This is a genomic window from Streptosporangium sp. NPDC000563, assembly GCF_040299985.1.
Classification (GTDB): Bacteria; Actinomycetota; Actinomycetes; order Streptosporangiales; family Streptosporangiaceae; genus Streptosporangium.
Genome location: NZ_JBEPDA010000012.1, coordinates 35680 through 47269 on the forward strand (window position 1 = coordinate 35680; position 11590 = coordinate 47269).

Here is an 11590-nt window from a genome sequence, read left to right on the forward strand (position 1 = left end):
CTCACGAAGGGCCCGCCAGACGAGTCCGCCGACGGGCTCGGAGACATCGAGTACGCGTTCAGCACGAAAAGGGGTTGCCGATGTTCCCCATCGGGGTCAACACGTGGGTATGGGTCTCGCCGCTGACGGACGAGGATCTCGCCCGGCTGGCGCCGAAGGTGGCCGACTGGGGGTTCGACGTGATCGAGCTACCGGTGGAGCAGGCCGGAGACTGGGATCCCGCGCGGGCGGCCGAACTGCTGGGGAGCCTCGGGCTGAAGGCCTCGGTGGTCCTCGTCATGCCACCGGGCAGGGAACTGGTCGGCGCCGACGCGGCGACGGTCGCCGACACCCAGGACTACCTGCGGCGATGCGTGGACGCCGCCGTGACGGTGGGCAGCCCGGTGATCGGCGGACCCGCCTACGCCTCGGTGGGGCGGACCTGGCGGATGTCGGAGGAGGAGCGCAAGAGCTGCTACGCCGAGCTGCGGGAGAACCTGACCCCGGTCGGCGCGTACGCGGCGGAACGCGGGGTGACGGTCGCCGTCGAACCGCTCAACCGCTACGAGACCAGCCTGGTCAACACCGTCGAGCAGGCCGTCGAGGCGGTCGGCGGGATCCCGGGAGTCGGCCTCGCGCTGGACGTCTATCACATGAACATCGAGGAGCGGGACCCGGCGGCGGCCGTACGGCTGGCCGGGGATCTCGTCGCGCACGTGCAGGTGTGCGCGAACGACCGCGGTGCGCCGGGGGCCGACCACATGGACTGGCCCGCCCTCGCCGACGCGCTGCGCGCCGTGGACTACCGGGGACCGCTCTGCATCGAGTCGTTCACCGCGCACAACCGGACGATCGCCACGGCCGCCTCGATCTGGCGCCCCCTCGCCGACACGCAGGACGACCTCGCGACCACGGGCCTGGCCTTCCTGCGCACCCTCTGACGGGCTTTCGCCCCCCTTTGTCCGTTCAGCGGCTGGTGTCGTCGTCCGTCACCGTGGAGTCCGCCGCCTCGGCCGCGTCCGTGCCGGGGGCGGCGGCGGGTGCCCGCCTGGGGCGCCTGAAGAAGGCGGCCACCGCGTAGGGGTCGACGGGGTCGGAGAGCAGGGCGAGCATCTCCTCCCCGCGTTCGGGATCGACCTTGAACGGGTGACCGAACACGTGCGGCCCCGTCCCGTCGTCCAGCAGCCTGGTCAGCATCAGGTCGCCCGGTATCGCCTGCCCGGAGAGCAACTCGTCGACCAGCCTCACCCGCTCTCCGGTCCCGTCCCCGAGGGCGGCCACGGTGATCTCGTCCCCGGACACGTCGAGGACCTCCCACAGCCGCAGCGGCGTCCGCCGCCAGGACTCCAGCAGCTCCACCTCGTCGTCGCGCAGCCACTCGGCCCGCGCGTCCAGGAACTCGCCGACGACGTCGTTCTCGAACAGCGCCAGGTCCGCGAGGGCGGGCTCCGCCACCCGGACACTCAGCGCGATCAGATCCTCGATCAGCCGCCTGCGGGCCGGGCGGTAGGCGTACGTGAGCAGCTGCCGGAACAGGTGCGCGGCCCGCTCGGGCAGCGGAGCCCCGGGGGTGGTGCGGCACGCGGCGTACTCGGCCGCGTCGCGAACGGCCGGTGCCAGATCGGGGGAGAGGGAGAGCACCTCGGAGATCAGCCCTGCAGCCTCGAACGAACGGCCCTCGCCCTCGGCGGACCTCGCGATCAGCAGCAGAGCGGCCGGCTCGGTGCGGGGCAGTGCCTCGACCAGTGCCGGGCCGAGCGGCTCGCGCTCCACCTCGTCGGCGACCCTCGCGAGCACCGCGTCCGACCGCGACAGGTAGGTGACGGCTTTGGAGAGGTCGGCGCCCTCCCCGTACGTGCGCAGCGCGCTGCGCACCAGGGCGAGCCTGATGATGTCCAGCGGGGCCAGGTCGGCGACCGACGCCGTGTCCCACGGGGCGCCCACGATGCCCACCCGGCCCTCGCGCAGCTCCAGCGAGGCGTTGAGCAGCAGCGGGGACAGCGGCGGCAGCGGGTCGGCGAAGGTCTCGGGGGCCTTCATCAGCAGCTCCAGGACCACGACGTCGACCGGCACGCCGGGACTGGGCTCCAGCCCTTCCGCGAAGGCGCGCAGCGCGTCGAGCGCCTGCTCGCCGAACTCCTGGACGACCCGCATCACCCGTTCGGCGGGGACGTCGTCCAACTCGGTGACCGACAGTTCCAGGGTGCCGCCGCGCAACCGCAGCGCGATCACCTGCTCCGGCTCCACCCCGGCGAGCCAGCCGTCGGGTCCGGTCAGGACGGGCTCGCCGGTGTCGAGCGAGGTCCGCACCCGGCCGCCGCCCGCCAGGGGAACTCCCGCACCGTCGGCCAGCCGTGCCCACAGCCGCAGGTCGTCGGAGGCGGGCAGCACCCCGCTCGCCAGCTCGGCCCGGGTGGCGAGGTGCGTCAGCACCGCGCCCTCGCTCAGCGTCAGAAGGTCGCTCATCCCCCCATTGTTCTCGACGCCCGGACGTGGAGAGGCCGCCCTCCCCGCCAGGAGCTCGCACAAGCTCGTGGCGGGGAAGGGCGGCGGGGACGGCCGGGCCGCGGGGGCGGCGGACCGGCCTGGTCTCTGGAACCCTTCGGGGGGTGCCGTCAACGTAACGGGGTGCACCTGAGGCGCGCCTCTATCAGATGCCCCCTACCGTCACGTTATGGCGAGGTGCCCAGCCGGGGGTTCTCGGTCAGCCACGCCGCGTATCGTCTGCTCCGTCCGATCGCGTCGGAATGCGCGGCCTTCGCGTGTTCGAGGATCGACGCCGCGACCGTGGCGCTCGCGGCCTCCGGGTGCCAGCCGAGCAGCTGCCGCCAGCGCAGCGGGGCCCCGGCGAGCGGTACCAGCTTCAGCCCTTCGGCGGGCTGGAAGGTCGCCTGACACAGCGCGGCGGCGCGTCCGACCTTGGCCAGGTGCATGCAGGTGGCCACGTCGGTCTCGTAGATGGTCTTGGGGGTGAAGCCGGCGCGGGCGCAGGCCGTGGCGAAGCAGTCGCCGAAGCAGCTGTCGCCCGGGGTCACCGTCCACTGTTCGTCGGCCAGCTCCGCGAGCTCCACCTCCTTCCTGTCCACCAGCGGATGGTCCTCGTTGAGCAGCACGAAGACCGGGTCGGTCCCCACGGTCGACCACACCACCGGCCCCTCCACCGGCGGAGGGCTCTCTCCGCAGGCGCCGATGAACGCGAAGTCGATCCGGCCCAGCATCACCATGGCGGTGAGCTCTCTCGCGGACCAGGAGGTGTGGGTGCTCACCGGGGTGGACGGCCAGGCGGTGGCGAGGCGGTCCACCAGGCCGCCGAGTATCGGGCCGTGGGTTGCGCCCAGCCGGTAGCTGGGAAGGTCGGCGTTCGCGTTGGCGAATCGAAGTGCCTCCTCCTGGAGCTCGCGGGCCGCGGGCAGCAGCACCAGCGCACGTGACAGGACCAGCTGCCCCAGGGGCGTGGGCCTGGCGCCGTTGTGGTCGCGTTCGAAAAGAGCTCCCCCGAGAACCCGCTCTATCCGTTTGAGCTGCGCCGTCAGCGCGGGTTGGGCCAATCCGAGGTGGGTGGCGGCCTTGGTGACGCTGCCGGCCTGTGCCACCGCGCGCACGATCTTGAGGTGTCGGAGCTCGAGATCCATACCGGGAACGTAAGGCCGGGGCGTTATACCTGCAATGCAAACTTGTCATGAAATATGACTCAATTTTGTCGAATCGTTCCAAAAACGTTTTAGGCGCCTTAATTTGGGTATTTATGGATGGCCGTTAGCCTCTTTCCGGCCGTCTCGCTTTGAGGACAGCCGCCCCCGCCGGCCGGAGTCTGACAGCGGTGTCCGACATCCGAGATTCCAGGGACCGGAGTTGCGCCGAAGTTTCGGCTGTCGCAGACACCGATATCCAGCATCCGTATCCCCGCCCGCGGCCGGGGAACGCTGGGCGGCGGACGGCGCCGAGGTTATGATCCGCCGATGGACGTAGCGGCGCTCACCCCGGCGCGGGCCCGGAGTCACTTCAGGGAGGGGCTGCGAGTGCCCACCGCGGGGTGGTGCCGGGGCTGGACCCAGGCCAACCTGCTCGCCGTGCCCCGCGAACTCGCCTACGACCTGCTCCTGTTCGCCCAGCGCAACCCCGTCGCCTGCCCGGTCCTGGACGTCGGCGATCCCGGTGCGGTGAGCACCGTCCTGTTCGGCGGCGACCTTCGCACCGACCTGCCCGCCTACCGCGTCTACCAGGACGGCAGGGCCGTGGCCGACGTCGGCGACGTGCGCGACCTCTGGCGGAACGACCTGGTCGCCTTCCTGCTCGGCTGCAGCTTCACCTTCGAGGACGCGCTGCTCAGGGCCGGGGTTCCGGTGCGGCACATCGAGACGGGGACGAACGTGCCCATGTATCTCACCTCGATCGCCTGCCGTCCCGCGGGATCGCTGGGCGGCCCGCTGGTCGTCTCGATGCGCCCCGTCCCGGCCTCCCTGGTTCCGGCCGCCGTACGGGTGACCGCGAGATATCCGGCCGTGCACGGAGCACCGATCCACGTCGGCGCCCCCGAGGAGATCGGGATCGCCGACCTCGGCGTCCCCGACTTCGGCGATCCCGTCGAGGTGCGGGCGGGGGAGACCCCGGTCTTCTGGGCCTGCGGGGTTACGCCGCAGGCGGCCGTCATGGCGAGCGGGGTGTCCTTCGCCATCGGCCATCTCCCGGGCCACATGGCGATCACCGACGCCAGGGACGACCGCTTCCAGGTCCCCTGAACGCCGCGCCCCGCGCCGCCGGGCGTTCAGGCGCGGGCAGTGTCCTCGGTGTCCTCGGTGTCCTCGGTGTCCTCGGTGTCCTCGGTGTCCTCGGTGTCCTCAGCGCCCCGGGAGGTGACGAGTCTTTCCAGCTGCGACGTGAGCGAGGGCGCGCCGGGACGGTTGTCGATCTCGTCGTAGGGCACGACGGGCGGCTCGTCCACCCTGATCGCCCGCAGGTAGTCCTCGAAGCGGTCGAGCTTGCCCGCGTCCCTCGCGAGCCCTCTCGCCTCCAGCCGGGCCCGCAGCGCGGGGCCGTCCGAACGGATCCAGAGGAGACGCACGGGCGGGCCGCCCAGCCGCTCGACCCAGCGTCCCCACACCGTCGCGTCGTGCACCTGGGTGGTGAAGGGGCCCTCCAGCATCACCGGACAGCCGTGGGAGCGGATCTGGCGGGCGACCTCGGTCAACCCCTCGTATTCATAACGCTTGATGTTCTGGTCGTACCAGCGACCTTCGCGCTCCCCGTCGTCACGTCCGTGGGCGCGGAGGGTGGCCGCGACGAAACCGCCGTAGACGGTGTCCTTGTCGAGCAGCGCGGGAACCGGGTCGAGCAGCGCGAGCAGCGCCGCCGCCACGGTGGACTTCCCCGCCCCCGGTGGCCCGCTCACCACCCACAGCGGAGCCACCCCGCTCACCCTCTCTCCGCGGTGAATCCCGCCGGGGGCACCGAGGGGGTCGCCGCGCGTTCCGTCGCAGCCCTCGGTGTACCCCCGTGCACCCCGCGAGAGAACCTGTCGTAGGTCCGCCTCCGGCCGGTCACGATCTCAGTCCTTCCAGGCCCTGGCCACGCTCTCCTGGGCGGCGGGCGCCTGGGCGAGGCCGGCCTGGAAGGCGGGGCGCCACAGGGCCGGGTCGAGGACGTTGGCGCCGAACACGGCGACCGACGCCTCGTCGGGGACGACGTGGGCGACGGTGGCCTCACCCAGTTCGGCGAGTTCGGCTTCGAGGCGGGACCTCGGTGAGACGTGCGCCAGCGGTTCCAGGAGGACCACGGCGGAGCTGCCCGCCGCCAGGTCGGCGTTCGTCGCCGAGCGGACCCCGCCGTCCATGTAGCGGCGCCCCCCGATCTCCACCGGAGGGAACACGCACGGGACCGCGCAGCTGGAGGCGACCGCCGCCACCAGTGGAGCCCCCGATTCGCGCTCCCAGACCACGAACTCGCCGGTCCCCGTGTCGACGGCGGTGATCAGCAGGCGGCGCTCCGGCCACTCCTTGACGGGCAGCCGGTCGCCGATCGTCTCGATCCTGGCGCCGGTGTCCTGCATCGCGAGGGCCATCTCGCCGACCCGGCGCCGGGCCTCCAGGGGTTCCAGGGACGGGTCGTAGAGCACGCCGAAGGCGGCCATCACCGCCTCCATGTCGACGGCGGAGGCGTTCGAGGCAGTCGAGACGTTCGAGACCCCCGTTTCCGCCTGGACGCCGACCGCGCTCTCCAGGTCGGCCTCGGTGGCGACGAGCGTCCCGACCACCGATCCGGCGGAGGTGCCGATGATCAGGTCCGCCTCTCCCAGCTCGATGCCGGCCCGGCGCAGACCGGTGACGATCCCCGCCTCCCAGGCGATGCCCGCCACGCCCCCGCCACCCAGCACCAGTGTTCTCGTCATGCGCCATTCATATACCTCCAGCGTGGATACTCCGGCCTTCAGGCCGGAGAGTAAACGCGGCACAGCACGGCACGGATCTGAAATCGAACACACGTCCATTGTTAGCTGATCTTGCGTTAGAATGTGAGGTATGGCGCAGACCGTGAAGCGGGCGTTCAAGTTCCGCTTCTACCCGACCCCCGAGCAGGCCGAAGAGCTTGCCCGGACGTTCGGCTGCGTGCGCCTGGTCTACAACAAAGCCCTCGAAGAACGCACCCGCGCCTACACGCTGCAAGGCCACAAGACCTCCTACGTGCAGTCGTCGGCCGCGCTCACGCAGTGGAAGAAAACCGACGACCTCGCGTTCTTGAACGAGGTCTCCTCGGTGCCGCTTCAGCAGGCACTGCGCCACCTTCAGGCGGCGTTCACGAACTTCTTCGCCAAACGGGCGAAGTACCCGGCCTTCAAGTCCCGCAAGAAGTCCCGGCTGTCGGCCGAGTACACCCGCTCCGCGTTCAAATACCGGAACGGTCAGCTCACCCTGGCGAAGTTGGACGGCCCGCTGAACGTCGTGTGGTCGCGCCCACTGCCCGAAGGAGCAGAGCCGTCCACGGTGACGGTATCGAAGGACGCGGCGGGCCGCTGGTTCGTCTCCATCCTGTGCGAAGACACCATCCGGCCGCTTGACCCGACGACCAACTCGGTCGGGATGGACGCGGGCATCACGGCTTTGGCGACGCTGTCGACCGGAGAGAAGATCGTCAACCCCCAGCATGAGCGGGCCGACCGCAAGAAGCTCGCCAAGGCTCAGCGCAACCTCTCCCGCAAAGAGAAGGGGTCGGCGAACCGGGCCAGGGCGAAACTCGCCCTCGCCCGCGTGTACGCCCGCATCGCCGACCGTCGCCGCGACCATCTGCACAAGGTCACCACTCGTCTCGTCCGTGAGAACCAAACGGTCGTGATCGAAGACCTCACCGTGCGCAACATGGTCAAGAACCACAGCCTGGCCCGCGCCGTCTGCGACGCCTCCTGGCGCCAGATGCGGTCCATGCTGGAGTACAAAGCGGCCTGGTATGGGCGGGAGTTGCTGGTCGTGGACCGGTTCTTCCCCTCGTCCAAGCTGTGTTCGGCGTGCGGCGCCCTCCAGCGGTCCATGCCGCTGGGTGTCCGCGATTGGGTGTGCGCCTGCGGCGCGGCCCATGACCGGGACGTGAACGCCGCCAAGAACATCCTCGCCGCCGGGCTGGCGGAGAGGTAAAACGCCTGTGGAGCCGGTGTAAGACCTCAAAGGGGAATCCTCCTGGCGGGCGACTGGCGGTGAAGCAGGAACCCTCACGGGCGACCGTGGGGAATCCCCTCCCTTCAGGGAGGAGAGGAGGTCAAACCTGATGGCTCTTCCCCGCAGAAGAAGCGCCCGAGGACGCGGAGTCAGACGTCACGGCCCCTCATGCCCTCCTGGGTGGGGTCGACGCCCCAGGAGATGATCCGCCGGGGATGGATGCGGATGATCTCCCGGCTCAGGTACGGGGAGGGCGGTTCGTGGTCCTCGACGGCCTCGGCCTCACCCCGGATCTCCACGCCCCGCACCCGCCAGGGGTCGGTGGAGGCGACGTCGTCGACCACGAAGGCCACCCGCGGATTCGTCCGGACGTTGTGGAACTTCCTGGTGGTGCCCATCGCGCGGCCGTAGATGTCGACGACGCCGGTCTCGGTGTCGACGCGGAAACCGGTCGGGCTGTTCTGCAGGGAACCGTCGGGGCCCGTGGTGGCCAGTCGGCCCAGGCGCTGCCCTTCGAGATAGGCGAGCTCTGCCTCCGTGAATGTCATGTACTCACTCTGTAACCTCAATGTTGATTGAGGTCAAGTTAGACTGGCGCATGCCCAACAATCCGGAGATGAGTGTCGGCCAGCTCTCCGCGCGCAGCGGGGTCGCGGTCTCCGCCCTGCACTTCTACGAGGCCAAGGGGCTGATCCGCAGCCGTCGCACCGCGGGTAACCAGCGCCGTTTCCCCCGTGACACGCTCCGCAGGATCGCCTTCATCAGGGTCTCCCAGCGCGTCGGGATCCCGCTCAGGACGATCCAGGAGGCGCTGTCGGCGCTTCCCGACGAGCGCACCCCCACCAGGGAGGACTGGGCGAGGCTCTCGACGGTGTGGCAGGACGAGCTCGACGACCGCATCAGGCAGCTCGAACGGCTCCGCCACGGCCTGACCGACTGCATCGCCTGCGGGTGCCTCTCCCTGGACCGCTGCGCGCTCGCCAACCCCGACGACGTGGCCGCCGCGAGAGGACCGGGCTCGCGCCTGATGCTCCCGCCCCGCCAGAGCTGCGCTCCCTGCGAGGTGTGAGGAGGTCCGTCCCGCGGGCCGGGGCCGATGCCCCGTGTCGCTCCCGCGCGCGGCTCCGGTGTGGCGTTCTCGCACCGATCCCGCACCTAGGGCAATGGGCGGCGGCGACGGGCGACAGGGCGCGCCCCTGCGGGAGCGCCGATGCCCCCCCGGGGGATTCACCGTAGGTTTGTTAGTTGTCTAGTCAAACTATTGACGATCCGGGGTCCGGCATGTGAACCTCTGGGCGTTCATGCACGCGCATCATGGCGGTCGAAGGTCAGGGTCCCGTCACCTGATCGTGCATGGCGGTTTGTCCGTTGCATTGCGAAGGGAAGCCGTACATGCGAAGAAGGCTGTTCAGCATGCTCGCCGCCGTGGCGGTGGCGTGCGCGTCGGTCGGCGCGGCCGTCGGGGGCGCCCAGGCGTCCGCGTCGGGGACCGCGGCGAAGACCGCGGTGAAGGCCGCGACAAAGACGGTGGCGACCGGGACCGGTTCCGCGGCCGCCGCGGAGACGTACCAGTGGAAGAACGTGAGGATCGACGGCGGCGGGTTCGTGCCGGGGATCATCTTCAACCAGACCGAGAAAAATCTGATCTACGCCCGCACCGACATCGGCGGCGCGTACCGCTGGGAACAGGCGAGCAAGAGCTGGGCCCCGCTGCTCGACTGGGTGGGCTGGGACAAGTGGGGCTACAACGGTGTGGTCAGCCTCGCCACCGACCCGGTGGAGACCAATCGTGTCTACGTCGCCGCCGGGATGTACACCAACAGCTGGGACCCCAACAACGGGGCCATCCTGCGCTCCGCGGACAAGGGCGAGACCTGGCAGGCCACACCGCTGCCCTTCAAACTCGGCGGCAACATGCCGGGCCGGGGGATGGGGGAGCGGCTCGCCGTCGACCCCAACAGGAACAGCGTCGTCTACCTCGGCGCGCCCGACGGCAACGGCCTGTGGCGCAGCACCGACAAGGGGGTGACCTGGGCCAAGGTCGCGAGCTTCCCCAACGCGGGGAACTACGCCCAGGACCCCTCCGATCCCAACGGCTACCTCAGCCACCGTCCCGGCGTGGTCTGGGTGACCTTCGACCCGACCTCGGGAACCGCGGGGAACACGACACAGAAGATCTACGTGGGCGTCGCGGACAAGGCGAACACCGTCTACAGCTCCTCGGACGGCGGGACCACCTGGAGCAGGGTCGCCGGACAGCCCACCGGCTACATGGCGCACAAGGGCGTGTTCGACCGCGTCAGCCGCACGCTCTACATCGCCACCAGTGACACCGGCGGCCCGTACGACGGCTCCAAGGGCGACGTGTGGAAGCTCAACACCACCACCGGGGCCTGGACCCAGATCAGCCCGATCCCCTCCAGTTCGTCCGACAACTACTTCGGCTACAGCGGCCTCACGATCGACCGGCAGAACCCCGGCACGATCATGGTCGCGACCCAGATCTCCTGGTGGCCGGACGTGATCTTCTTCAGGTCCACCGACTCCGGCGCGACCTGGACCCGCGTCTGGGACTTCACCTCCTACCCGGACCGCAGCCTCCGCTACACGATGGACATCTCCTCCTCGCCGTGGCTGACCTTCGGGACCAACCCGCAGCCGCCGGAGACGACACCCAAGCTCGGCTGGATGACGGAGTCACTGGAGATCGACCCGTTCGACGGCAACCGGATGATGTACGGCACCGGTGCCACGATCTACGGCACCGAGGACCTCAAGAAGTGGGACACCGGCGGCAAGTTCACCATCAAGCCCATGGTCAAGGGGCTTGAGGAGACCGCAGTCCTCGACCTGATCAGCCCGCCGACCGGCGCCCCGCTGGTCAGTGCCCTGGGTGACCTGGGCGGCTTCCGGCACACCAACCTCGACGCCGTACCGCCCATGCTGTTCACCTCGCCGGTCTTCACCTCGACGACCAGCCTCGACTACGCCGAGACCAACCCGTCGGTCATGGTCCGCGCGGGCAACTTCACCGACGCCGACCGGCCGAACGACAGTCACGCCGCGTTCTCCACCGACGGCGGCGCCAACTGGTTCCAGGGCACCGAACCCGGTGGCGTCAACGAGGGCGGCACGATCGCCGCCGCGGCGAACGGCTCCCGGTTCGTCTGGGCGCCCAAGGGCGTGGGCGTGCACTACTCGGTCGGCTACGGCAACACCTGGACCCCCTCCACCGGACTCCCGACGGGAGCCGTCGTCGAGTCCGACCGGGTGAACTCCAACAGGTTCTACGGCTTCAGCGGCGGAAAGTTCTACGCCAGCACCAACGGCGGCGTCTCCTTCACGGCCACCGCCGCGACCGGACTGCCCGCCGAGGGCAACGTCAAGTTCAAGGCCGTACCCGGCCGCGAGGGCGACATCTGGCTGACCGGACCCGCGAACAGCGCGGGCGCCGCCTCGGGCATCTGGCGCTCCACCAACGGCGGCGCGTCGTTCACCAAGTTGTCCGGCGTCACCGACGCCGTCAACATCGGCTTCGGCAAATCCGCCACCGCCGGTGGCTACCAGGCGCTGTACACCCTCGCCACGATCGGCGGCGTGACCGGCGTCTTCCGCTCCGACGACACCGGCGCGAGCTGGGTGCGGATCAACGACGACAAGCACCAGTACGGCAACGCGGGCGAGGCGATCACCGGCGACCCGCGCGTCTACGGCCGCGTCTACCTGGGCACCAACGGCCGGGGCATCCTGTACGCCGACAACGACGGGACCGTCCCGCCCCCCGACACCGTCCCGCCGACCAGGCCGGGTACTCCGGTGGCTTCGGCGATCACGTCGTCGGGTGCGACGTTGACCTGGGCGGCTTCGACGGATGCCGTCGGGGTGAGTGGTTACGACGTCTACCGTGAGGCGGGGGCGACGGACGTGAAGGTGGGGTCGCCGACCTCGCCGTCGTTCGCGCTCACCGG

At 70.1% G+C, this 11590-nt stretch carries 9 protein-coding genes and 1 pseudogene; 5 read left to right on the forward strand and 5 right to left on the reverse strand.

Annotation, left to right across the window (positions count from 1 at the left end):
* Positions 1-80 precede the first annotated feature (80 nt).
* The gene (locus ABT352_RS25035; protein WP_350947348.1) at positions 81-920 is read left to right on the forward strand and encodes a sugar phosphate isomerase/epimerase family protein; all 840 of its coding nucleotides are present in this window, start codon (positions 81-83) and stop codon (positions 918-920) included.
* A 25-nt stretch (positions 921-945) separates the two neighbouring features.
* Here ABT352_RS25035 and ABT352_RS25040 read toward each other — a convergent pair whose 3' ends face one another.
* Both ABT352_RS25040 and ABT352_RS25045 read right to left on the reverse strand, forming a co-directional pair.
* Complete coding sequence (locus ABT352_RS25040) at positions 946-2445, reverse strand: hypothetical protein (RefSeq protein ID WP_350947349.1); 1500 nt, start codon at positions 2443-2445, stop codon at positions 946-948.
* Between the two features lie 206 nt (positions 2446-2651).
* On the reverse strand, positions 2652-3611 hold the full coding sequence (locus ABT352_RS25045) for a LysR family transcriptional regulator (protein ID WP_350947350.1): 960 nt from the start codon (positions 3609-3611) through the stop codon (positions 2652-2654).
* Between the two features lie 327 nt (positions 3612-3938).
* Between ABT352_RS25045 and ABT352_RS25050 the strand changes: the two genes are divergently transcribed.
* On the forward strand, positions 3939-4718 hold the full coding sequence (locus tag ABT352_RS25050) for a putative hydro-lyase (RefSeq protein ID WP_350947351.1): 780 nt from the start codon (positions 3939-3941) through the stop codon (positions 4716-4718).
* Positions 4719-4744: 26 nt separating this feature from the next.
* Here the strand turns inward: ABT352_RS25050 and ABT352_RS25055 are convergent, their stop codons facing one another.
* Positions 4745-5395 (reverse strand): P-loop nucleotide/nucleoside kinase family protein, encoded by a 651-nt coding sequence (locus ABT352_RS25055; protein ID WP_350947352.1) that lies wholly within the window; start codon positions 5393-5395, stop codon positions 4745-4747.
* A gap of 129 nt (positions 5396-5524) precedes the next feature.
* Complete coding sequence (locus ABT352_RS25060) at positions 5525-6364, reverse strand: patatin-like phospholipase family protein (protein WP_350947353.1); 840 nt, start codon at positions 6362-6364, stop codon at positions 5525-5527.
* A gap of 130 nt (positions 6365-6494) precedes the next feature.
* Between ABT352_RS25060 and ABT352_RS25065 the strand changes: the two are divergent.
* Positions 6495-7732 (forward strand): annotated as a pseudogene (locus ABT352_RS25065) (RNA-guided endonuclease InsQ/TnpB family protein).
* 39 nt (positions 7733-7771) lie between these two features.
* Here the strand turns inward: ABT352_RS25065 and ABT352_RS25070 are convergent.
* Entirely contained in the window at positions 7772-8170 is a 399-nt protein-coding gene (locus tag ABT352_RS25070) for a PPOX class F420-dependent oxidoreductase (protein ID WP_350947355.1), read from the reverse strand.
* A 50-nt stretch (positions 8171-8220) separates the two neighbouring features.
* Here ABT352_RS25070 and soxR point away from each other — a divergent pair, with 50 nt between their 5' ends.
* On the forward strand, positions 8221-8691 hold the full coding sequence (gene soxR, locus ABT352_RS25075; RefSeq protein ID WP_350947356.1) for a redox-sensitive transcriptional activator SoxR: 471 nt from the start codon (positions 8221-8223) through the stop codon (positions 8689-8691).
* Between the two features lie 323 nt (positions 8692-9014).
* Positions 9015-11590: WD40/YVTN/BNR-like repeat-containing protein (locus ABT352_RS25080; RefSeq protein WP_350947357.1), on the forward strand; the 2576-nt coding region annotated here is incomplete at its 3' end.

Coding starts and splice junctions, on each gene's coding strand:
- ABT352_RS25035 (WP_350947348.1), top strand. CDS start 81: ATGTTCCCCATCGGGGTCAACACGTGGGTATGGGTCTCGCCGCTGACG.
- ABT352_RS25040 (WP_350947349.1), bottom strand. CDS start 2,445: ATGAGCGACCTTCTGACGCTGAGCGAGGGCGCGGTGCTGACGCACCTC.
- ABT352_RS25045 (WP_350947350.1), bottom strand. CDS start 3,611: ATGGATCTCGAGCTCCGACACCTCAAGATCGTGCGCGCGGTGGCACAG.
- ABT352_RS25050 (WP_350947351.1), top strand. CDS start 3,939: ATGGACGTAGCGGCGCTCACCCCGGCGCGGGCCCGGAGTCACTTCAGG.
- ABT352_RS25060 (WP_350947353.1), bottom strand. CDS start 6,364: ATGACGAGAACACTGGTGCTGGGTGGCGGGGGCGTGGCGGGCATCGCC.
- ABT352_RS25070 (WP_350947355.1), bottom strand. CDS start 8,170: ATGACATTCACGGAGGCAGAGCTCGCCTATCTCGAAGGGCAGCGCCTG.
- soxR (WP_350947356.1), top strand. CDS start 8,221: ATGCCCAACAATCCGGAGATGAGTGTCGGCCAGCTCTCCGCGCGCAGC.